This window comes from Pseudomonas sp. SJZ131, assembly GCF_007828705.1.
Taxonomy (GTDB): Bacteria; Pseudomonadota; Gammaproteobacteria; order Pseudomonadales; family Pseudomonadaceae; genus Aquipseudomonas; species Aquipseudomonas prosekii.
The window spans coordinates 261,087-284,478 of sequence record NZ_VIVC01000006.1; the positions used below are offsets into that span (position 1 = coordinate 261,087).

A 23,392-nucleotide genomic window follows, 5' to 3' on the forward strand; every position below is an offset into this window, starting at 1 on the left:
TAAGCAGTTCATCACGACTCGTTGATGGCCGCCAGCAAAGCCCGCCATAGGTTAGGTAACTCTACAAGCGGTTGGCTAGTGGCGACCGTGAGCACGGGGAAAAATATCAGTGAGACGCACAACAGAAAAAGCAGCCGACCGACGGTCACAAGAATCCTACCGAAGACTGTGGCTAGCTCTCAGTTAACCCAGACCGAGTAACATGATCACGGAAAATGATCGCGTCCTGGTTGATGATCAGATTCGCTTTCGAGCACTCAGAAATTCGTTGCCAGCTCACTCACTTTCGCCGGCGACATCAATATCTGACCCGATTATTCCGACACCCATCGCGAGCCAAAAGATTCGAAACTACCCTCTGAGGCCAGCAATCGCTTCTGAATTTCCAGGCGACAGAATCGAGAAATTACAAAATCTCTGCTACCTTTGACATTCCATTTCAAGAACCGCAGCCGCCGCATATCATCCATCGCCTCTCTGGCTAGCCTCCGCCTGATTAGCTTTGATGGCTTTGGTCGCGGTCACTCCTCCTCGCTTAGTAAGGTCTATGCCGATGACCTTGATGTCTTCGACATTAGGAAATTTCGACGCAATGGCCAACCAGTGCTCCTGCAATGCGATAACTAGATCCTCAAATCCAATCCGTCCTTTGTCGGGGGAGTCCCACGCAACCTGCCCCCCATGGTTCACCAGTAAAAAGATGCCGCAGCTTGAACTTACGTCGCGTAAGTAATCGCCGCAGAGCTGGTTCTCGAGCCGTTCAAAATGCTCGGGGCCGCTCCAGTTCTGAGAGAGCTTGAGTTCGACAGGTACGGGCGCGTAGGTCTGGCTGTTCTGGAATCGATAATCCGGGCGCTTGTCATCGGCAAGCTGCTCTTCCTGAGGAACGACGTACCTTCCTACTGCGCGATCTCTCAACCATTTTCCGATGAACTTCCGAATGGAAGTCTCCTGATTGGTCAGGAGCAAAATCTCCGCATAGCTGGAGTCGGCATCTTCTAAATCATGCTTTAAATCCAGAAGACGATCGATTGCCAGGTTCCAGAGTTCACGATGGGTAGACGGCGTGCTTTCCAGCGACTCATGGAATTCGACGACCTTCGCAGGCTCCCAAGGTGACGTCTGTGAATCGGCTGTAGCTTTCTGATAAGCGTAAAATGCGCTCCATGGACGTAATGGCTCGGCAGGGTGCGCCTGTGCGATTTCCTGCAATGCAAGGAATGCTTCCTTCCCTGGCGTCTCTCGAATAAGAGCTAATAGGCCATCACGAGCACTTTGGGCATCGTCCCTAAGCCCCGGGGAATAGACTCCTTTGCCTGCGCGATCAATGTCGTCTGCAATACGTATATAAGTGTGCATAAGCAGATACAGACTCTTGGCATGCCCAACTGTTTTGTAGTTTGGCCTACAACGGCTGGAAGTGCGATTTCCAACAATCGCAATCAGGCAAAGCATGGCAAATTTGGCTTTTTCCTCATCTAGGGACAGTGAGTCGATGCGAGATGCAAGTGCCGGGATAGCAAGCGCCGGCTCTGTTCCAATCCACACAGCGTACCAAGTCGGCGCAATATCCAAATTAGCCTCTTCCAAAGCACGTGTTCTGGAAAGCTCTGCCAGGACGCCATCATGGACTGATGAGTTCTGCACGATGCTTAGCACGAGCTGAAGCGACTCAAGATCGCTGATCTGCTGTTCCAAAAGGATTAAGAGTGGAGCAACCAGCTCTGCGTACATCCAGTCCCCGCTCCAGCGAAGTCTCTGTAAAATACGATTGCCACCTGACCCCAAGCGTAGCGGATTCAGCTCATAGTTGACTTCGCGCATTACGACTTCTCGGATAACACTCGGGTATAGCCTGAAAAGATTGGGAAACCACCCAGGAAAACCGTTCAGCTCAAGCAGCGCATAGCGGGCTGCATACTCAGCGTTATCAGCAGACATCTGCGTGAAGCTCAATGACTCCTCTCTGGCTTCGATAGCGAGCCCCGTCAATCCAAAAATCACTTGGTAGGGGGTAGAATTGGGAGCCCCCCCTTCGGAAGGTAGAGTTGGGTAATAGCCACGCCAGAAATTAACAGCGCCGGAACGAAACATTTGAGCAACTGGCAAGCCGAACTCAGGTATGAGCGACTGCCAATTTCCACTGCTCCAAGTATTAGATGAAGATGAGCCGTCAAGCAGCCGTTCCATTAGGTAAGACTGGCTTCGAGTCATCACGCCTGGATTTGGGCTGTTTATCAGGGCCACTTCGGCTGCGAGACCTTCTCGCCAAGAGCGACGACGTTCTGTCTCTTCGGCTTTTCGCTGGGCTGCTTCCTCTTTCCACTGAGCCTGCTTGACCTCCCACTTATCAATTTCTCGATCCGGTGGGTTCAACAAAATTTCAAGCTTCTCGCGAAGCTCGACATGGGCCTCGGCTGCCTGCTTAAGCCGACTCTCCCAACAAGTTGGTTCCTCATGCTGTGTGTAAATATTGAAAGCCATACTGAGCGCCATCAGGCGGTCATGCATATTTGTGAGACTTTCGATATCATCGCAGGCGAGGCTGAAGTTTTGTCGATTTAGCGACCAGAATGGCCGGAAACCAAGTAGCTGCCAGACGTTAACCACAGGTTCCCCGCGATGCACTAGGCCATTACGAGCTAATACAACGTCATACCAAAAAAGCTTGTAATCGAGCTCAGGCCAAGTAGGTACGATCTCCCGGAGTTCTTCTCCGAGTTCTCTAGTATCGAGCTCGTCATAAATATGCGCTTGTGCCAGCTTGCTCAGGATCGCGAGGGCCGGCTCTTCAAGCACAAACGGGTCTCTTACCTGAAGCAAACGGAGCACCGCCGTACCAGCTATCTCAGCTAACCAGCTGTACTTTTTAGAGATAGCGCTAAAACCGTGATCTTCCATTGGAGGCTTGTCTAAAAGCACTCTGAGCCCGCAAATGAGAGCGGGCAGGTTTTCCAGCGAACAAACCGTAGCAAGGGCGGAAAGTTTCAACGCTAGGGTATCCCTACCGCTATAACGCTCCTTCTTCGCACTTCTCTTGATCGCCTGTAGCAGCCAAGGCAGCCATTGGGTATCGAGCGTAAATCCATCAAGCAGCTCAGCTAACCATTCCCGGTTAACTTTTGACTTTCCTACCAGCAGCGCCATGCGCACATCGGCTACGTCTTGGGCCGTACCCAAGTCGGTAACAGCTCGGATTGCAGCCAAACGAGTGTGTTTGTGCTGAGCATTGAGGGCAAATTGCTTAGTCTCCGTAAGTGCCCCCACTACCTCTCCCTGCCATACCATTCTCAAAAGAAACCAGGCAATATCATCGTTGGTACGGTAAAGAGTCAGCAATTCTTTGATGTCTTCAGTGAGATCATGGTGCGCGAATCGCTGTACGGCTGAATAGTCGGTCATCGTCCAACTGTGAGCCGGCTGCGCCAGATGTTCACACGCCTTGCGCAACACGCTACGGCGTGTGCTCAGCGGGAGCTGCCCAGGATCACCGCCCTCAAAGAATACCTCCGGAGCAACCTTTTCTAGCCGTCTACAAATGCTCTCGTCCAACAGGGCTAGCCAAGGTAAAACTGGACGCATCGAAGGATTGATGACCTCCAGCCCATACTGTGTACGGAAGAACAAATTCTCGATCTTGACTCGCGAGCCTGCACCTCGAATTAGTTCGTGGAGCCATTCTGCAGTTAGGTACTCTCGGACAGTCCGATGATGGAACCGAACCGTTCCATAAATGCCAGGTTCGAAAATGGGGCGAGTGAGCAAGGCGGCTGCGTCGGCGTCATTCCAATCTCTCAATACTGCGCGAATAGGAATTCCCTTTTTACTAGCATCGCCATCAGGAACTGAGATTACAGATATCTGACCAAACGTTGCTGCGGCAGCGATGAGACGGGCGCCCTCACGCAGTTTCTCTGGAGCAATGGGGCTGAACTCGGCACGATTCTGGTCGCGCTCTTGAAGGCGGCGGTCAATGCTGCTTTTCATCAACTCTAAGCGTGTGCCTATTCTCTGGTGCTTATGCCAAAAACCCACGAGCTCCATAAAATCCAGAGGACGCGTGGTTAGCGACCAGGCTTCTTTACGCTCAACTGCGGTGAGAAACGCCTTGACGTCTTGAACGCCAGTGGCGTTTAGGAAGCGATCAATCTGGGCGTCATGGATATCGTCCAGAGTTACTACGAGAAACGAAGCATCTGGCTCGACTTCCGTTGCCGTCGTTTGTACGGCGCCTTCAAGAGCATCAGCTTGTATGGGAACAGCTCGACGAGCTTTTGCCTCAAACTCGAAAGCTGTTTTGCAAATCGCTAAATCGGTACTAGGGCGCCAGGCTGTGCTACGACCTGTAATGAATATGTGCGCTTGGGCTCCAATACTCTTGGTTAAACGACCTAGTTTTCGGATTGCGCGTTCGAAATCTCTAGGATCTTTTAGCCGAGCCTCATCCACCGAGTCCATAAAAAGCCAGCCTTCCGTACCAGAATCAAGCCAGCTCTTAAACTCATCGAAAGTGCCTTCTTCAATAGCGTCCTCCAGATCTGGATAGACATTTTCAATCCGGAGAAAAAAGGCGTTTTTTCCTGCGCTCCGAAGCTGTCGGGTGACATTTTGGATTTCAGCCGTTTTTCCTGAACCCGCCTCGGATAGCAGTATCACTCGGTGATGGTCGAGCAAGTCTGTCCAGTGAAGCTCCCCCCGGCTCTGATGCCTACCACTCAGGTCGACATCATCGGACACCTCAGCATTTAGAGGAATTTTTGAGAAGGTGCGATCAAGGTCGATGAAGGCGTCCGAGTGCATGGTCATTTAGAGTCTCAAAGCAGTTCAGGTGCAGCCCCAACATGGGCTGCCGAGGCTGTGCCATCCTAACTGAAATACCGCTCGAGCTACCTGCGGTAGCTCAACTCAGACATACAGTAAGCGCTTGCACGCTTCTGCTCCGTCTTATCCTCGCCATATCGCCTGGCAAGTGGACTGAAACTCACCATCTCCATAAACGTCGGTAACGATTTCTGGTACTACGGATGCACTCTGATTGAAAAAGGTCGCAGCTTCGCTTGCTCGACCTTGAGCACACAGGATCTTTGTAGCGTTAATTGCGATCCATCGGCGAGTTTTGTTATCGCTTGGGTTGAGCTTCCAAGCACGGCTTATGCTGGCTAGCGCAGTAGTTAACTGGTTTGTGCGAAACTCTGAGTACGCTTTGAAATTCCACGCCAAAGGATCGTTAGGATTGCGGTCAACCGCAGTGTTGAAATTTCGCAATGCGCTCTCGTAGTCACCTTTCCGTGCATGCGACCGCCCCTCGGCCATTCCAGGCGCTAAGTCCTGATCTCCTGAGGCGCTTACAGCTCGAGAAGTGACGACCAATGGTGGTACAGAGCTTTCCACTTCAGCAGCATTCTGTTGCGTTGTAGAAACTCCATCGACTTTTTGAGCACTGGAGCGTTGTAATGCGAGTTCACGCCTAATCGTACGAACCTGGGCGATCAAAGCATCCGCATCCGCTGGGAGTGCAAGCCTTGCCAAAGCAGTCAATCTCAACTCAGCGTCAGGCTCATCTGCCATGATCATGTCTATGTGATCCTGCAAGAACTTGACTCGGGTAGCATCTCTAGAGCGCTCGATCTCGCTCTGCTTCAGTTTGAGATCATCTGCCTTCTGCTGTCGCTCTACCTCCTGCCGGTGAGCTTCAAGCTTCAGACGAGCTGATTCATTGAGGTAGCTAGACGTTGCGGGGATGATAACTACAACCACGCTAACAAAAGCGCCTACCCATAAAACTGTTCGATTGTGACTGCTTTCAGACCTAAATCTTGTAGCTTCGAGACGAAGCCTTTCGCGTTCGATTCCTTGGTTGGAGGTATCCTGATCCAATCGTGTTTCCCCACATGGGCAATAGGTGACGGTAATAGCACTAGGCTACCCACACCGATGTCGCATTGCCACTCAAGTAGCTGCACTTCCTTGATCAGGTCGGCGCTTGGACGACTGCTAGCCGCTGGTGCTGAGCGCTCCGCACGCTTAATGATTAGCCCTGAGCCCAAGCCGGCGATAGTGCAGATGCAAGAGCAAGGCCTATGAAGAAATCTAGTGATTATCGGCCGCCGGCACAGGCTGGGCGAATTTATCAGCTGCCGTTCCGTTAAGCCTTATACGGAAAGGGGCTGAACACGGCGATGAAAATTGCCCTAACGAACCTGGCGAGTCATGTCACTCACAGCCCCCTCCTGCAACTAGCACGGTTAAGGATGGAATCAAGTTATAGAGCAGTGCGTTGGTTATCGGTCAATTAGGACTTTGGTAGCCAGGCGCGAACATGGAGCTCTCAACTCCATAGAGCGCTAAAGGATCTTTAAGCCATAGCCGGTAAGCCTTGTCCGTGATGCTGTGATCAGGGGAGCAATCGACGTGATATTGCTGCAGGACATATCCAGCCATGGCGGCGCGAACTCGTAGTTTGAGCACGCCATCAAGCATGTCGTAGTCACGCTTCACGATCTCTGTAGAGTCTTTATCGGGATGCGGGACAATAGGTAACTCAAGCATCCGATTCCACTGATCGTCGTGTTTCGGCGTTTCTTCGTCTCCTGCTTTCTCCCCCATCTGAAGCTCAGCATGCCCCACTCGAGTTAGAACGAAGTCTGCAAACTTTTTACGTTTCCGATCAAACGCCCGGACGTGCCAGCGAAGACCGTCACAACCAATAGCGAACGGTACGATGGTTCGCTCTGACTGACCTGAACCGGATGTGTAGCTGATTTTTACGACACGTTTAAGGTGTATTGCCCGGGTGATGGGCGCTAAAACTTCTACCTTAGGTTTGCTGAGCAGCGAAACCGACTCGTGGGGGATCAGCGGCTTTTCATACGAATCCAGACCATAGCCAAATCCCTGCGAAAGCGCAGTGAGAACTCGCTCAGATGCGTGCGCGATCAAAGGAGAGAATTTTTCGCGTATCACGTACTGCTTCGTGACCGTGTCGAGCTCCGTGTTCTGTGGAGCAACATCCTTGTACTGAGCGAAATCACGGGTGGCAGCAGCGGCGCCTACGCCAAACCTATCCATGAGATCCGCACGTGAGACGGCGCCTGTGAAGTAGAGGCGGAAATCGATGTACACCAGGCGCTCCCGTTGCGCTTGGCTGTACTCGCTCAAATCAATCATGTCATCTCCATCGAATCTAAAAGTCGGTCAAGCCCGTCACCTTTCACACAGCATAACACATGAGCAGTTGACGTCATCAAAATGATGATGATAGGCTATGCAAATGGCACCGATACATATTCATCACTAGCGCTTCGAGGAGGCTTCTGAGCCTGCATTGGACTAGATGGTGGAAAGCCAGAAACAAAAAAGCCGATCAAGTTCGCACCTTGACCGGCCTTTGGGAAAAGACGTCTGAACAGACTCCAGATGTCTCTCGCGCTTCGTTGAAGAAAGCTTTGCGATGGTAGCCCCTGTGGGCTCCTTTCGCAAGGGAGCGAGTTCTGTGTTTGAGCCTACCTCAGCAGGAGACATTTTATGTCCCAGATTGAGATGTTCGAAAAGCCCGACGAGGAGGGTGAGGTCATCTATCGCATGACCATCACCACCAAAACCGGGAAGGTGATTCGACGTGCAAACGGTCAGCCGTTTCGTATCGTCATTCGCCCTAAAGCAGCCAAGTAATTTGGCTGCTTAACAGAGCTCGGGGCACACAAGTGCCCTGTTCTCCCATCGCTGCAATGAAGAGCCTCATGTGCCTAGATTTCTATGATATGCAACACAAGCCGATCGCGTATACAGATGACGACGAGCACTTATATGCATACTGTGGCCGTCCACTCGCCTACTTTCACGAAGGCTCGGTCTACTCCTATCCAGGCTTACATCTAGGATTTATAACGAATGGCTACATTCGCGATAATCACCGCCACATCGTGCTGCGCACACCAGAGTCAGGCGGTGGCTCAATGAAGATGTGGCTCCTCCCCCCTCCACCGAAGGGCCCCAAGCAAATGCGATATCTCAAATGTCGAAGGCGTCCGAAATTTTATGCTCTGATGGGTCTCTTTCTATCAAAGATACCTGGGGATGAGTTTTTCTCTTGATAAGAGATGACATGCCTCCTCTCCCGGCCATGGTTAAGAACGATAGCGGTGTGAGCGCCGGCTTTGAGCCAACGGATGATTCAGGCGTCCGCCCAATCAAGTAAGAGAGACAGGCAATGGAAGATCTAGCAACGAAAATCATCCCATTGGTACAGACGCTTGTTCCTGGCTTTCTGACTACCATGATCTTCTATTGGTTGGCCGATGTTAAAAAGCCCGGGCAGTTTGAGCGCACAGTTCAAGCACTGATCAGCACTGGGCTGATAACGATGCTGGTGTCAGGCATCAAGCCCGTGCTGTTTTACATCGGCGAGCATCATTTTCAGCTGGGGCGGTGGACGGTTCAAGTAGAAGGCGTTTGGGGAATAGGCTTGGCGACATCTCTAGGCCTATTGTTAGCCTTCGCTTCGAACCACGACTACCTGTACAGATTTGGCAGGTGGTTGACCTTGACGTCTCGCTCGTCGTATCCCGAGTGGATTTATGCCTTCCGCAAACGCGAAGGCAAAAGCGTAGTGCTTACCCTGCTTGATGGACGGCGATTATTCGGGTACCCGGCAGTATGGCCAACCGAGCCTAAAGATGGGCACTTCCTCATTACACAGCCGAGCTGGATGAACGAAGAGAATGAGTGGGTCGACACGCCCGGCATCGAGAGTTATTTGATTGCAAACAGCGATGTGTACCTAGTCGAATTTCTAGAGTAGGAGATCAGAAGTGAACAACGAAAATAAACCTAGGCATCACGTGCTTGAACAACGAACTGGTAATGAGGGGATGAATGTTAATCCTCCTGCACCAGCTAACATCCGTCCCTCAGCACCACCGCCTGCTCCCCCTAAAGCGCCGAAAAAATAGAGGTCGAAATGTACGAGGAAAGAGGTATATCGCCCCAACCACGCAAACCGAGTGGCGGACATTCAAATCCACCCAAGCCATTCGCTCAGCGCCCGGCAACTCCACCTAAGGCCCCACCACCGCCCACCAAAAGGTAATCTCATGACAAACCAATCTGGCGGCAGAGTTCATGTGAATGACGGCATCAGCAAACAGACAACCAGCCAAAGACCTGCCGCCCCGCCTCCACCGCCGCCGCCACCTAAAAAACGATAGAAGATCATTTCGCAGCTTCATAGCGGGGAGCTGAAGTCCTAATGGGTAGCCCGCCTGGATAATTGTATGCAGGCCCGCTCCCCTCTCATAAATCATCGCTAACCTCCATCGAACGCAGACATACCGTATTAGTCTTCAGGTGCCTAGAATGGCTTCACCAGCGTAACCACGCTAAATGTGACTGGCTCATCAGGAACGTGTTTATGACGCTCAAAATTGCGTTTGCTGCCGTGCTTAAAGCGATGCGCGCGGGCAAAGGACTGACTCAAAGAAATCTCGCCGAAGTCAGCAGTCGAACATACGTCTCAAAATTGGAGCGTGCCCAGTCGAGCCCCACGTTGGAGATGATCACGGCTTTGAGTGGCCCACTCAGGTTGAACCCTCTGACACTGGTGGCAGTTACGCTTTGCGCCGAGTCTGGACAGTCCGTTGGCGATTTGCTCCTTCGTACCCAAGAGGAGTTGGCAAATCTAGCCCAAGAGGGCGTTCTCAAAAAGCTGATGATTTCGACAGGTGATAAGTCTCCGATGCCACGTCCTTCAATTCAGCCATCAAGTAATCGCTCAGTGCCCAACTCCCAGCAAGTCGAATTCTGCTTCGCTGACTAGACGCCTCACCTTGCCGTATTGTCGTGAGCCGACGGCACACACGGCTAGGTGTTGTAGCACTCCTATGGAAAGCCCCAGTAGGCCTAGTAATGCGCAATTTCGACCTCGATCTATGGCTTGAATCGCAGCTCCGGCTAGAAGGTAGGTGTACGCTCGTCTAGAGGTCTCAGCTCCCCCTGTTAATTAACTCGAAAGATCCCCATGACTAATCATTGGCTGCAGCACATTCTCCACCAAGTGATTGAATCCGTAGAGCGAGCGGGTGTTTTATTGGCACAGGAATGTGTACGTCCAGGTGGACGGAGAGGATCAGGAGATAAAGCAGAGATTGATGTCGAGATTGAGATCCTGCTCCGGGCCGAACTGCTGGCCCTCGTGGATTGCGATTGGTGGGGCGAGGAAACAGGCCATATTCTTACTGGATATCCATTCTGTTGGGTGGTCGACCCTAACGATGGCACCAGCGATTTTTTGAGGGGCCTCGCAGGCTCTGCCATATCCGTCGGCTTGCTCCATGACGGCAAGCCTATCCTTGGGGTGGTGCACGCCCCTGTTACGCCTTCGGGAGTTTCTGACTGCATCGGCTGGGCAAAGGGTATGGATCATCTGCTCAGAAATAACAATCGCATCGTCGTCGACCTCTCTGATCAAAAACTTTCCGATACGTCCATCGTGATGGTTAGCGCTGCAGCTGCTGACAAGCCCGATATCAATAACCTGCTGTGCGCGCCGGCAGAGTTTTACGCCATGCCATCCATTGCATATCGGCTCGCTAAAGTTGCCGCAGGAGACGGGGTTTGTGGTATCTCGCTATACCCTGTTAGCGCTCATGATGTCGTGGCTGGTCATGCGCTGTTGAAAGGTGCGAAGGGGGTGCTGATTGGCGAGGATGGGACACCTATTCAATACACGACTGAGGCTACCATGGCGAAGGTATCCGGACGTGTATTCGGTGGCGCACCAGATGCATGCAGCGAGCTCAATAAACGGGACTGGAATAGGGTGTTTGAGTAATGCTGACTGCATGCAAAATTCAGTCAGACGGCTTATTGCTGTAGACCGGCGTTTGGCACGCCCTTCGGGCCAGCTGTCGTGATTCAAGCCAGCCATTTTCAATGGCTATCTTGCCCCCCCGGCATCCATCTTCGTGCCTGCGCGCTCCGCTTGCCTGATGTGATAGTCCTCCAACACATCAGTCCCAGCTGCAGCATTTGGGCAAACATGTATTTCTTCAAAAAACATCGCTTCAGGCTCAAGGTTTTCCGAAACCAACCGTTTGTGATGGGTAAGTACCCTTTTTGAGCGACGGCTTTGACCCTCTCTACACATGACTTCGCACAGCGCCTGAACCGGGCCTTATCGTTCCCCTTCACGATTTTCGGCAACCGCCAGCGGCGCACATGGGAGCGGCTGATCGGCTACATCGAATCCTCAGCCTGCGCATCCGAATTCAACAAAGCGGCAGCCTATGCCGAGGGCTATGCGCAGGCTTTGGCCGACAGCGGCCAGATCGATATCTCCACAGACCGGGATCTGCTGATCATTGCAACGGTGGATGCATGGCGATGCGCCCGAACCTACCCGAATACTTCGACCAACCTGAGCTACCCAGGAAAACCATGACTTCCTTTTTTAAACGCTACTCTGACGGCGGTACATCAGACCGGCACGTCCATATGCCGCAGCGTCTTCTGCCGACGACCGTCAGTCATTGTCCCCTCGAGGTCTTAGTGGGCAACTGGGAAAAGTATCTCGTAGACCCCTCCTCCGCTCGTGAGCATTTTCCGTGGGCAGCGCGATTCGTTATGGGCATACCCGTTCCAACCTGGGCGCGCGGGCTGGAGTGGAACCTTGGTCAGAAGTCTCGCTTCATCTCTGCAGTATGGTCAGGTGGGGATCTGGGGAGCTACCTCACGAATGACTGGTACGAGCCAGTGATCGGTAGCAGGGCATTGGCCGAAAACAGTGAAATTTTGATTGATGGCCAGCAACGTCTGCACAGCCTGGAAGAGTATCTCCTCGACCGGTTGGCGATTCCTGATGCACAAGGGCAAGCGAGGATCTGGTCTGAGCTTGGCAACAGCGAAAGGAGACGGTTTCTGTCGACGATCTTTAGCCATGCTCGGGTGTCTTCTGACGACGAGGTGGCATTGCGCAGGACATACGATCTTTGCGCGCAGGGCTAGTGCCTCGGTCATTTGATCAACGAGCTGTTAGATAACCTTTTAATCAAGGCGGTCGGGCGTATCCCTTCGGGAGCGGCTGTCGTAAACCGAGCCCCGCTACGCTGGGTCTCGGCCCTCCGGGCTTCCATCCTTACGCTCTTCGACCATCATGGTCTGCGCGCTCCGCTTGCAGAGCGATCCGACTCACCTTCTTGCTTGGACATTGGCTACCGCTCCCACATACTGCTGAGCATCCGATCAAAGATGAGGCCGGGCAAATGGGTTGGCTATTTTGGAAAGACAAGCGGCCCGAGTGGGTTCAGGCAGAGGAACGGGAATTCATCAAGGCTGCGAACAGTCTGAAATCGCTCCAGGTAACGCCTCGCGGTGGCATGAGGATTGATCCTGAAGAGCTCAGGGATCAGATCCTGGAGTCTCGAGAACGATACAAAGGTCTGGTGAAAAGGTAACGCCCCCCAACGCAGAAAACTATCGACGCCGCAATCGGTCATTCTCATCCAACACAAACTGACGCGACCAGATGGCTATCCAGAATTGCATCGTTAGGATCCAAGGTCTGGACATTACCCAAACCACCGTTCTGCGTCCAAAAGACCAAAAAGGTGCCTTTGAATTTGTTCTGCTGTATCGCGGCGTGTAAACAGATCCGCCCCGATTGCCAAAACCCCATTTCCAATAAATCTCAATTTCTCGCTTCGCGTAAGTGATCGAATTGCAATTCCAGAAAGTGCCCCACCGGCGATTCCAAGTGTCACTTATCAACCAGTTATGACTGAGATACGAGGTAAGCGAACCGAACTCGGGTATCTGATTGCCTTCCAGTGATACCGAGCATTTGCGGAATTGGTAGCTCTCCACGGAAAATCGGATATCACCCTTGAGGTGCGATAGGAAATCTTGCGAAGGAACGCGCGTGAGGTTGAAAACGACCGGCGAGCGATTTAGCTCATGTACGGTTATCGCATCTTGATATCGAAGTCCTGCGCCCTCAGCCTCAAATACGCAATCGAATCTCACTACCGTAGCATCGACCGCACGGAAAGCGACTTTGGAAACCCGAGGTTCAGCGTCGGTCGGCTTTGTTAGATAGAGAGAATACTCGACATATTTTCCAAGCTTTTCCCACCGAGCGCCGAAACCGTTACGTTTCGTCCACCGTTGATGGGCCTCGGAATAGGTTTTATAAAACAGTGCCCTGGTGACGCGACGCCAGCACCATGCTCCCGCTTTGAAAATTGCACCCCATGGCGTCGGAATCGTCATGTTCGCCCCTCGCAAGTTTGAAGATGTTTACCTATGCCGCGACCTGAGTGAGCGAGCTCGGTAAACCCTGATGTTTTCAGGAGTGCAGGATCATAAAAAGTAAAAACTCCCTCAATGCCTACGCTCCTGACTCTGAATTTTTGAGCACCCACTTGGCAAGACAGGCATTGTCACAACTGCCAATATCTCATCACCTATCAAAGCCCTGGAAGCTCTATGCGAAAAATACGGTATCGCCTTCATCCACTGCTAGCCTACCCGACCCAACCAGTTTTTCTGGCGTTGGTCGTCAACATTCCCTTTCTAATAATAGGAGGTCTATGGCGCGATGGCTTGCTCAGCACAACAGCTGTGGCCGCTGCCTTCGACGGGACGGCTTTACTCTGCCTGATCATGCCGGTGACGTCAGCTTGGAGAACTGAGGCGATGAAGAGAGAGTACCGTGGTTACCGAAAAGCAATCGACGATGAGCTTTCTGACCCCAATTTGGATGAAAAAGGCCGCCAGCTGCTTCTGGTCGAACTTTCAAAGCTGGATGCCCAGTTCCACTTTCTCCACGATCGGCAGGGGACGCTTCAAAAAGTGAAATTTTTAGGTGCAGGGATGCGTTTAGCCTCCAGGTATCTGCGCAAAGCCAGTAAGTACACCAATCCATTCCGTCTGTTTTGAAAGCTTACCGACATTTGATCGACAAAATCTGGCGGTGAACCAAGCTCGTTTTGTTGGCCCGCCAGCTTACTTTTTGTTCGTCACATGAGTTTCCGACCAAAGAACAGACGTCTCGTAAAAAGCTTCACAGACAATTGATCCGTCCCTTCGAAACCAATGCTGCGCTTCCGGTAAAACGTTTCTAGGGAAAGGGTACGTAGCGAAGGGATTGTGAAAGACTTCGAGCTCAGCTGACCAAGGCTCGTAACGTTGGGGCCAAAGCTCCTGGTACTCTCGACTGCTGACGTCAAGACAGAATGGAATGCCCTCTAACACGCCAGGTGTCCGGTCGAAGATCATGCCGACGCGGGTGCGCGAGAAACCGTAATCGATGCCACTCATAGTCTGCATAACTCGCCCGAACTTGGCGATGGTACATCCGTTGCTAAAGACAATTGCGGAGAGGCCGTCATTTTCCCCGGAACGAAATAGGCCCGCAGGGGTGCCTTCATTATCCAAAAGCGCCTGTACGGCAACGCTTACTGCGGCTTGCACACCATCCAGATTTTGTACCTCTGCGTATTCGCCGTACAGATAGGTGATCAGCGCTTCTCGACTCCACATCATCGATCCCGGCGCATGGAAGTCCGCCAGGGCTATCGCAAAAGGCTGACCTTGAACATGCGAATACTGGTCATATCGCCGATCGATCTTGCTTCTTAATGTTTTATGGAAGCGGACTGCCGCCCCTCCCATGCACCGATCTCTAGGATCGTTTGGAATAGGTGCCAGCGGGCTATCAACATGATCATACCTATCCGCATCCGGTGGGTTGGCGGTAACAGCTTCGATCCAGGCTCCATCACCGCTTCGGCGCCGTATATGAAAATCCGGAGAGGGATGATCCTGACTAACAAAACATCCCTGCTCACGAAAGGAAGCCAGAAGTAAAAGCTCCCATAGCCTCGTGTGGAAATTGCTCGAGCGAAAATCGGTTACGAAGTTCTGATCGGGCTTAGGCATCGAAAGGTAGAGATGGCCTAAAACCCAAGCTGTCTGAGCTTTTGATTTTCGTCTTAGCAACCGGAAGAGTGAGCCAGCATCTTCTGAAGCACCTGCGAAAAGATGTTGTCGCCTTGGCGTGCTTGGAGGCACCGGTTCAAGAGCCCTTCCCTCTTCCAATCGACTCGTAATTTGAGCTTTAGCTTCCTCGAATAGTGCAAAGCCACCTACGCCATATATGACCGTCCAAACGAGATCGATTCTGCGCCTGGCCACCAAGCTAGAATAAGTGTTTGCTTCTGGGCTGTAGCAGACCACCCCCCAGGTGGCGCCATCGTCGGAAATCCATCCTTCCTCCTCGGCGCAGCCTTGATAGGGATAGTGGTCGACGAAGCTAAGCCCCCAAGGCAGCGCCAGGGCGAGTAGCTCAAACATCGAGTTAGGAAGTGCTTTCATCAGCTAATCCATTAGTGAAAAAACCCAGCTCGTATAGGCCGTCGCAGGTAATGAGTGCCAGGTTTGGCTCCTAACATACCTACTCATATCATCAGCATACCCATGGCTAAGCCCTCAAAGCCGGGCCATTACCATAAGCACATCCGTTGCTATGCTCCGCAAAGCCATTGGTCTATTGCAATCGATACTTACTCTGCCGGTTCTTGAAAGCCGGTTCCGTACCTTCAAGAATTTCGACCACTCGGGCTTTGATGTCAGGGTGCTCAATCGCACCGGCTTCATAATCGAACCGGCTCGCAGCCTTATCACATGCCGCATAAATGATCTGTTCAGCATCACACACCACTGCGAGGTTAGGGTTATGCGTCACCATGATTACTTGCCGGCGTTCTTTAGCTCGCTTGATGCACTTAACCAGAACGCGAAAAATGGTCTGGTTATCCAGGTTCTCTTCGGGCTGGTCGATGACAATCGGTATGTCATCCTCATCGACCAAAAGGTAAAAAACCAGAAGCAGCAGCCCACGTTCGCCAGGTGAAAGCTGACCGATTTCCTGCCCTTCGTAGGTCAAAGAATATCGAGGAGCCAGATAGTCCAGGCAGTACAGGTAATCCAGAAGATCCTGCGCAGTGACGGTTCGTGCGAGTTGGTCGGTCAGGAGAATTGCCCTCTCAGGTATTCCTTCTCGACGATCGAAATGAAGCAGATCATCAATCATGTCTGCGAAGGCAACTGCCTCATCCGGGGTCTCGAAATTGGAAGCAAGCAGCAGATTACGCAACCTCTGGGAGCTCTCGTCGACGCCCATGAAAGAACCTCTAACCCTTTGGTTGATGCGCCTTAATAGCTGCTCGGAAAAACCTTTTTCTTCGATCCGAACTTGAAAATCCAGAGGTAAATTGAGCTCTCGCTGCTCATCCGAATTAACGAATCGTTGCACAGGGAGATAAAGCCTGCCGTATTCATCAACCATTGCCTGAATCAAACCATGCATCTCACGAGTCTTCTCTGAGCGTTCGGCACGAAGCCTCGCTTGCTGCTCTGGCAAGAGCGCCAAAGATGCTATTTCAGCCTGCAGTTGCAAAAGGCTACCTGACTTATCAGGTGACCCAATCAGTTCTGCCTTGGCGCGCTCCCAATTCGCTAGATTTTCTTTGTAGAGAACATAAAGTCGCTGCGCCTCTCCAAGCATGCCCTTGGCCTCAACCAACTGGGCCGTCGTAAGAGATCTTCGCTGCGAAATACTACCTTGATCTTCATTTTTCAAATCGGCATCGATCGCAGCTACCTGCGTTTGTGCCGCTACAACGATGGCTTCAATCGGCCCTGAATCGACCTTTAACTGCACCAAGGAATCAATTGGCAACTCTGCATCAAGATCGGCGAGTAAGTCTTTCAGTTCAGCAACGAAGGTCGCATGCTGCTTACGGTAATTAGTAAGAGCGGTGGAGACTCTCTTGGCGATCGCTTCTCTTTTAAGTGCCGTAGCTCTCGTGTTCTTGAGCGCCGTCTCCTCAGCCTCAATCTTTCGAACCTCATCTTCGAGAACATCAACTTGCTGAACGGCTTGCTTCGACTCAGCCAGAGCTTCAGGTGAAGCACTCGGGTCGAGCACCGGCTGGGGCTTGGCCTCCTCCAGCGCAGCGATTTCTCCCTGCTTGGCCACCATTAACTCATGCAGCGACCTCAAGAAATCATTTGTCGATCTGCGTTCTGCCTCAATGATTTCTGCATTGATCTTGCTGATGCTTTCTTTAACGCCTTTACGAGCCTGCTCAATTTCTGCAACCTTGAAATCTAAGAGCTCATCCATGGACGCTTTGCCAAGCCGCTCCTCCTCGGGAACGTGGGAGTAAATGATTTTTCGCAGCTCTGCATCAAACGTTGTGGATCCACCCTCACCCAATTCATTGCACAAGTCTTCTAAGTAGCTTTGCGGAAGATACTTAACCCGCTCGACGCTGCTTTGCTCAGGATCTTCCTGCAAGGTTTTCTCCATTACGGAGCCATCTAGCCAAGTCAAGGTTCCCAAGAAATGTTCCGAAAATCTGCGCTTTGGGCTACGGAACCGGGTGTTTTTTAGGAATGAAAACTTCGCGTAGTGCTTTGTGTTGCCAACCAACGCGATGACATCGGATAGAGCGCTTTTACCACTGCCCTTGTTACCGATGATTGCCACCAAATCAGGGTTGAGCGGGATGTCCAAGTCGAACCATGGTTCGGCAAGGCCCGAGTCTGTGACCTTCCCCACTTTTATTGAGCTTATGAATTTGGTTCTATTCTGTTCAACCTTCATTCGCTTAGGCGGGGCATCACCGACGTACACGCGATCATCGAACTCATGGATCGCTTGAACGAGCCCCTGGAATGTGGAGTCAGCCTTGATCCAAGTGAAACAGTTTCCAACACGGTCTTTGTCACCCGATGTGCTAAGCGAGTGCGCATCTGAGCAGTCAAGGAGGCGCGCGTTGACCTGAGCAGCCTTTAACCCATCATGAGCCCTCACGTAAGCCTCGGGATTGGCTGCAGCAGTGAAAACTAGATCTGCTTCGTTAATGATCGTTTTCTTGTCCGCGATCGTATGATCATTCCAGCGCAGACTGTCCCACTCGCTCTTGCCCATCGCAATGATGTGCTTGCCATCAAAGTGCTGCGTCTTGAGAGCTGCCCGAACAGCTTCAAAGCTAACATTGAGATTGTTGAAGCCGACCTTTAATGGTGAGGGAGCCCTGCCCCGCATAGCCTCTGGCATTGAGGCAACTACACGCTCCCCAAGCTCAATCAGATTTTCCCTAGTAATGACTCCAGCCCAACGGTCGCCAGGGGATCCAGGAACGAGGGAGTACCCCTGAGAAATGGCAGGCATAAATTGCTCACGAATGAGCTGTGGTTCGACCTGATCGAAAACGACATGGAGGTTAATACGACTCCAATTCGAGGGCCTATATCCCTCCTCGCTTTGCTCTAGAACTCCGCCAAACTTATCTAGTCGTAGCTCCACGACAGGAAGAACAAGCTCAATATTCGCAAGACGACCCTTCCGCCGCTCATCCAAAACGCGGGCGTAACCATCGACGAACAGATAGTCATTGATTCCTAGGACTTTGAACTCGGGTGGCAATGCCTCTAGATCAGATAGGAAAGCCTCCCACGCAGCCTCCTTTTCACCGGGGTAGTGATGAACCAATGACTCTGGGGTGTGGACGTGGAGATCCCATTTTTTCCATGTTGAGCCCTGCAAAATAACTGGCATTGCACATTCCCCGATATCCGATCAGAACCTCAAGTGAAGCTCCACCCGCCATTGATGAAAGCTCATTGACACAACTTTTGCCGGAATATGAGTAAATCTGGACAAATGAATACGGAAAATGGGCTCTGTTGTTACTCAGTGTGATCGCCGGCCATACGGAAACTTACATGAAGCAGCCTTTGTTCGACTTTGACCTCAAACGCGCATCCCGCGAAAACTACATAACAGGCAAGGCCGCCATCAATTTTCCACATCATGGAAGCACCACAGGGGGATGGCATTTCCTTTCGTATTTTGATCGGGAATCGGGGGTGGCTAAGGTGTCGTTGGCAGGTATCCATTATCCTGACACCAGAGCCTACTTTGGTGACCTTGGCATTATCGACGTGACCGATGAGCTGGCGGAGCGCGGCTGGTCTGTGGATGGCTATCGTCTGTTCATGGCAGATCACTACAGAGCCGCTGCGGACATGATCGTGAGATGGGCATTGAGCGAGTCCAACCACTGCAGCGTCGAGATTGATGATTGGTTTCCCTCTCGTGCGGAGAGACAGCGACTGCTTGAGATTCTAGATACAGGAAGGTCAAAGCTTTCCGGGGTTGGCCGATGGCAAAAAGTGGAAGCGTGGCTGCGTTCGCAAACTTTCAGATAGGGTTGTCGCAAGTCTGGATGGAGTGTGGTGCAAGTGCTAAATGGTGCGTCGGCCCCATGGGCCCCAGGTCGGTGGATTTTCGACGATATCAATCGATGCGCTGAGCTCGTCTTGCATGCGCTCGAAAACCCTGTCGAGAGTCGAATGGGCTTTTGACTCCCTCAATGCGCTAACCAGTTGGAGCAGCTCGCGGCCCTGCGCTAAAGACATCTGGACGTCGCAGTAGACAGTGTCGTCATCGTCTGTCATTCCCATCGGAAAATCCTCGCAGTATGGTCTTGGCCTCTGTTCCCGCGACTGGGGTTAGGCCGTGCCCCTTCGGGGATGGGCTGTCGTAAACCGAGCCTTGACGCAAACGCCGGCATCTCGGCCCTTCGGGCATCCATCCCACACGCCTGCGCGCTCCGCTTGCCATGCCTACTAGGCACGTGATCACCTGCCTTCGGTTCGAGCGGTCGCACAAGCTGAGCTTCAACAAAGCTCAATGTACTCATCGCTTTCGCATAGCTGAGGGCGGGTATCCCCCCTCTGATAGTTCAAGCTTCGAAAAAAACACGGCAGGTGTTCATCAAAGCAGTTGCGTCATTTAGAGCTCGGTGGTGCCTGGCTGTCGGCAGTCGCCGGTAGATTTCACTGGCAGCCTCCCGGCCCACAAAAACCTCCAAAGGCTTCATCTCGAAGGTGGGCATCAGATCTGCGGCCTCGAAAAGCATATCGAGCCAAAAACAGTCTTGAGGTGAGTCGCTGCAAAGCACTTGGCCTGAAAACAGCTGATTCATATTTCTCGCTACAGCGTCTGGGGTATCACCTTCCTTAAGCAAATGATCCTGAGTGAGACCATGCATGTCTTGCGCATCGAATGACCAGTGCGTCCAGTACCGGACTGGCTTGATAAGCGAGCTGAAGGAGGTCTCACTCGACACGACAGCGACTTCGACAGGATAGCTGTCAGGCGCTATTCCAGAGGCTTCAAAATCAATGAAAAAAGAAGGCCGTTCCACCTTGCTGCTCCTGTTTGGGCCTGCGATTTTCAGCGGTATCACCTACTGGTGTGCTTGCGCCGCCATAGCTCGAACCAGCCGCTCTAGCTGGTAGGAGCCTGTGCAGCTCGGTGATTTTTCAGATGCTGCATCTCACGCTCCCATTCAGTCAGGAATTTATCCCAGTCTGAAGCGTACGGCCCATCAATCAACCTGGTCGATCCGATGTTCGCTTGCAGAAAGCGTTCTCGCCAGGGCTGCGGGATATCGCGCTCCAAGATGATGTCGATTCCGGAGTTGTGACGCCTTACCGAGACAGATTTACGAACCTCAATGAGTTCGAGTGGCTTATCGCTACAGGGGATGTCGTTTCGCTCTTGGTCATCGAGACCATTGAGGATGGCAAGGAGGTCGGATGCATTTGAATCACCGGGGTGGAGGCTTGCAAGCGCCCACAGAACCCTTCTCCTAGTTCTTTCACGCTCGCTGAGTAAATCGCAGGTCATTTCAGCATCCTTTTGACATGTCTGGACGGTGGTTGTGGCGTGCCGCCTTCGGCGGATGGCTGGCGTGAACCGAGACACGGCAAACCGCGTCTCGGCCCTTCGGGCGCTCATCCTGCACGCCTGCGCGCTCCGCTTGCGCTGAGATTTCAAAAGCTTGTAGGTTAGGCGGCACACCTATCGTCATAACTAGACCGTCACGACTTGTGAAACTTACTGAATCGACTCGATAGTACGGCGGGCGTAATAGTTTCCCAAGCCTCAGGATTAGATGTCTTACTGAAAATCACCCAGGCTCGCCAGAGAAAGAATAAGCCGGCCAAAGATGCCTCAACGAAGGCGAAGACCGTAGTGGTATGCATCATTGCGCCAGGATTATATTCACTGCTGAACCCGGCTACGAGTGCAAGCGACGCCGCCCACCCGACGACGAACATCAAACAAAACGCCAGACATGCATAGAATGCAAGTATCGCTGGAACTCCAAACCTCATGTCAGTGGCAAACTTTGCTCTTCCACCTTCAGCTTTCATTCCATACAGCACTCCTTCATTTTTTTCTTTCTTCTTGCTGTTCCTGAACATCCCGAACAAAGTTACTTGCTGACCAACCTCCAGCTCTTCATAAAACTTGCTAGGCACAACCAAATTTGGAATAACTTCTCCGTCTATTTTTAGCGTCAGTCTGTAACCACCTCTCATGGGCCTGGCGAAACCTATGCTATCAACTTTTCCAGAAAACTTTGCGCACTCAAATTTCATTATCAACTATCCCTGGTTCACTTTAAAAATAACGCCAATCTCAAACAACGGTCAGAGCAACCCATGCGGATGAAGCCCTACATAACGAACGCGTCATTGCCGCGCCATGCGCCGGTTCTCCCTTCATGCATGACAAACTCCACTCCTGACACAGCACCGTTTTGACTTCGCAGCCGGGTTGAGCTGATCGAATGGCACGATAATATCACTATAGGCTGTTTATCGTAACGTCCTCTCCATGGCTCTATCCTCGCTTTTGGGGATCCAACTCATGAATTTGAAGGAAGCGCTGGCGGGGGCATTACGCGGAGCCCGCGCACACCAAGGGCTGAGTTACGAGGATCTGGCGGGCGCAACACACAGAACGAATGTAGGAAAGCTTGAGCAGGCTAGGACGACGCCGACACTGGAGAAACTGGACGAGATAGCTGAATACTTAGGCCTCGACCTTTTGACGGTAGTCACTCTCGCCATTGCCGCTCAGGGTGACGAACTCCCTTCGGAAGCTTTGCAGCGTACCGCCTTGCGAATTAGGGAATTCGAGATGTCCGGAGGATGGGAGTTGGTGGAGGAGCAGTTCTGTGATGGAAAGCTCATCAAGCGCTCCCAAGGGAAGCCTAGGCAGCCCTTAAATGCGGATGCCATCAGAAATCTCAAAGCTCAGGGTCTAGACAAGAGGACTATCGCGGAAACGCTCGGAATTGCGCGAACTACCGTCCAGAAATACTGGAACACCTAAGATTTTTCGCTCATTCTTTATTAGATCTGTGATCACTTAAAGACAGCTATTGCACTACGATAAACTTTCTCAAGCGTTACTACTTCCTTAGTTACTTTTATTTCGAGGCATCATGGACGAACGACTTTCCAATTTGATTAGCGATTACCTAGAAGCTGTCCGAACAGCTTTGACGTCAATTAAGAAATCGGGAATCCCCCTTCCCCGTACCTCAATAGAATGGATGGATACTGATCTGTCGCACATCTCAAATTTAGATAGCGGCATCAACTATTTTAAACATGGATGCGGATGCAGCGTGGATTTACCAAACGGCACAGTAGATTTCGATTTCGGCAGATATGGAGAAATTTCTGGGCTAGACGCTTGGCGTATTATACGGTTCGCCAAGGAAAGGCAGGAGACCTACGGATTCTCAACAGATGAAGAGTTCCACGAGTGTTTTCAAGACTCGATCAAAAAAAAATTAATAATCCCCCTGGACTCCGCCCTGTATCGCCTTGCAAGTCAACCCCTAGAATATACTTCAATTATTGACAGTCGAGAGGAAGGAGATCTACTCCCTCATAGAGAACAGGATAAAGTTCTGACGCTCCAAATACACTATTTTTACGCAGCTAATTTGATGCTAAAACACTACGATGCGCTGATTAAAAAATGGAATAAAAATAAAAAGCTTAGCAGGACTGATGAAATAAATTTCAGAATATACATGAGCTCTTGGCTCGGATTCCTAGCCGTGACGTGCGAGGGCTACAAGAAACTGAATATGCACAGATTGCTAAATAAGGAAAGACCTGATGAATACCAAGAGTTGATTTCAAAATGCAACACCCTAAACAGCGTCATAAATAAGAACTACGATGATTTGCGTAAATTCCGAAACAACGTATTTCACCTGCGGACTACCATTAACGATACAATAGCATTTCTCTCGCCAAGCTCTGACCGCCTCTCTTGGGCGCGGCAAATCCACAAAGATCTCGAATCCTTTTTCTCTGACTATCGAGTGCTATGGGAGTGCTATTACATGCTCAACGGCCGAGAAAACGAGAGTGAGTTTGGCCAAAAAAAACAAGCAAGGCCCTCAGCTTTACCTCTCAATACACGAGTTTCGTAATTACCAGCATGGAG

Annotated in this window: 20 protein-coding genes; 11 read left to right on the top strand and 9 right to left on the bottom strand. The window is 51.6% G+C overall.

Annotation, left to right across the window (positions count from 1 at the left end):
• Positions 1 to 462: 462 nt before the first annotated feature.
• From FBY12_RS24380 to FBY12_RS24390, 3 genes are all read right to left on the bottom strand, one after another.
• A complete protein-coding gene (locus FBY12_RS24380; protein WP_145256622.1) occupies positions 463 to 4,806 on the bottom strand; it encodes an NACHT domain-containing NTPase in 4,344 nt (1,447 codons plus the stop codon).
• 138 nt (positions 4,807 to 4,944) lie between these two features.
• Complete coding sequence (locus FBY12_RS24385) at positions 4,945 to 5,877, bottom strand: M48 family metallopeptidase (RefSeq protein WP_145256625.1); 933 nt, start codon at positions 5,875 to 5,877, stop codon at positions 4,945 to 4,947.
• A gap of 411 nt (positions 5,878 to 6,288) precedes the next feature.
• A complete protein-coding gene (locus tag FBY12_RS24390) occupies positions 6,289 to 7,167 on the bottom strand; it encodes a YafY family protein (protein WP_053486344.1) in 879 nt (292 codons plus the stop codon).
• Between the two features lie 357 nt (positions 7,168 to 7,524).
• Between FBY12_RS24390 and FBY12_RS27710 the strand changes: the two genes are divergently transcribed.
• From FBY12_RS27710 to FBY12_RS24430, 8 genes are all read left to right on the top strand, one after another.
• Positions 7,525 to 7,671 carry a hypothetical protein gene (locus tag FBY12_RS27710; protein ID WP_010220512.1) on the top strand — a complete coding sequence of 49 codons (147 nt, stop codon included), beginning with the start codon at positions 7,525 to 7,527 and terminating at the stop codon, positions 7,669 to 7,671.
• An 89-nt stretch (positions 7,672 to 7,760) separates the two neighbouring features.
• The gene (locus FBY12_RS28240) at positions 7,761 to 8,093 is read left to right on the top strand and encodes a 4-fold beta flower protein (protein WP_371927556.1); all 333 of its coding nucleotides are present in this window, start codon (positions 7,761 to 7,763) and stop codon (positions 8,091 to 8,093) included.
• Between the two features lie 116 nt (positions 8,094 to 8,209).
• Positions 8,210 to 8,800, top strand: a complete 591-nt coding sequence (locus tag FBY12_RS24395; protein ID WP_145256627.1) for a DUF6338 family protein — start codon at positions 8,210 to 8,212, stop codon at positions 8,798 to 8,800.
• 609 nt (positions 8,801 to 9,409) lie between these two features.
• Positions 9,410 to 9,814 carry a helix-turn-helix domain-containing protein gene (locus FBY12_RS24400; protein ID WP_145256630.1) on the top strand — a complete coding sequence of 135 codons (405 nt, stop codon included), beginning with the start codon at positions 9,410 to 9,412 and terminating at the stop codon, positions 9,812 to 9,814.
• Positions 9,815 to 10,015: 201 nt separating this feature from the next.
• Positions 10,016 to 10,828, top strand: a complete 813-nt coding sequence (locus FBY12_RS24405; protein WP_145256633.1) for an inositol monophosphatase family protein — start codon at positions 10,016 to 10,018, stop codon at positions 10,826 to 10,828.
• A 297-nt stretch (positions 10,829 to 11,125) separates the two neighbouring features.
• On the top strand, positions 11,126 to 11,437 hold the full coding sequence (locus tag FBY12_RS24410; protein WP_145256636.1) for a hypothetical protein: 312 nt from the start codon (positions 11,126 to 11,128) through the stop codon (positions 11,435 to 11,437).
• Entirely contained in the window at positions 11,434 to 12,000 is a 567-nt protein-coding gene (locus FBY12_RS24415) for a DUF262 domain-containing protein (protein WP_256663353.1), read from the top strand. Before FBY12_RS24410 ends, FBY12_RS24415 begins: the two co-directional genes overlap by 4 nt.
• Positions 12,001 to 13,479: 1,479 nt before the next feature.
• Entirely contained in the window at positions 13,480 to 13,932 is a 453-nt protein-coding gene (locus tag FBY12_RS24430; protein ID WP_145256642.1) for a hypothetical protein, read from the top strand.
• Positions 13,933 to 13,998: 66 nt separating this feature from the next.
• Here FBY12_RS24430 and FBY12_RS24435 read toward each other — a convergent pair whose 3' ends face one another.
• Positions 13,999 to 15,369 (bottom strand): hypothetical protein, encoded by a 1,371-nt coding sequence (locus FBY12_RS24435; protein ID WP_145256644.1) that lies wholly within the window; start codon positions 15,367 to 15,369, stop codon positions 13,999 to 14,001.
• 172 nt (positions 15,370 to 15,541) lie between these two features.
• Entirely contained in the window at positions 15,542 to 18,622 is a 3,081-nt protein-coding gene (locus FBY12_RS24440) for a TrlF family AAA-like ATPase (RefSeq protein ID WP_145256648.1), read from the bottom strand.
• 167 nt (positions 18,623 to 18,789) lie between these two features.
• On the opposite strand from FBY12_RS24440, the gene FBY12_RS24445 reads away from it, so the two are divergent.
• A complete protein-coding gene (locus tag FBY12_RS24445) occupies positions 18,790 to 19,275 on the top strand; it encodes a hypothetical protein (protein WP_145256651.1) in 486 nt (161 codons plus the stop codon).
• 36 nt (positions 19,276 to 19,311) lie between these two features.
• On the opposite strand, the gene FBY12_RS27970 is transcribed toward FBY12_RS24445, so the two are convergent.
• The 4 genes from FBY12_RS27970 to FBY12_RS24465 form a co-directional block, all read right to left on the bottom strand.
• Positions 19,312 to 19,530, bottom strand: coding sequence for a hypothetical protein (locus FBY12_RS27970; RefSeq protein ID WP_145256654.1), 219 nt, complete (start codon positions 19,528 to 19,530; stop codon positions 19,312 to 19,314).
• A gap of 281 nt (positions 19,531 to 19,811) precedes the next feature.
• Positions 19,812 to 20,276, bottom strand: coding sequence for a hypothetical protein (locus FBY12_RS24455; protein ID WP_145256657.1), 465 nt, complete (start codon positions 20,274 to 20,276; stop codon positions 19,812 to 19,814).
• An 83-nt stretch (positions 20,277 to 20,359) separates the two neighbouring features.
• Positions 20,360 to 20,761 carry a hypothetical protein gene (locus FBY12_RS24460; protein ID WP_145256660.1) on the bottom strand — a complete coding sequence of 134 codons (402 nt, stop codon included), beginning with the start codon at positions 20,759 to 20,761 and terminating at the stop codon, positions 20,360 to 20,362.
• A gap of 194 nt (positions 20,762 to 20,955) precedes the next feature.
• Positions 20,956 to 21,519, bottom strand: a complete 564-nt coding sequence (locus tag FBY12_RS24465; protein WP_145256662.1) for a hypothetical protein — start codon at positions 21,517 to 21,519, stop codon at positions 20,956 to 20,958.
• Positions 21,520 to 21,790: 271 nt separating this feature from the next.
• Between FBY12_RS24465 and FBY12_RS24470 the strand changes: the two genes are divergently transcribed.
• The gene (locus FBY12_RS24470) at positions 21,791 to 22,258 is read left to right on the top strand and encodes a helix-turn-helix domain-containing protein (protein ID WP_145256665.1); all 468 of its coding nucleotides are present in this window, start codon (positions 21,791 to 21,793) and stop codon (positions 22,256 to 22,258) included.
• A 112-nt stretch (positions 22,259 to 22,370) separates the two neighbouring features.
• Positions 22,371 to 23,378: a hypothetical protein gene (locus FBY12_RS24475; protein WP_145256668.1), complete on the top strand. Its 1,008-nt coding sequence runs from the start codon at positions 22,371 to 22,373 to the stop codon at positions 23,376 to 23,378.
• The last annotated feature ends 14 nt before the right edge of the window (positions 23,379 to 23,392 follow it).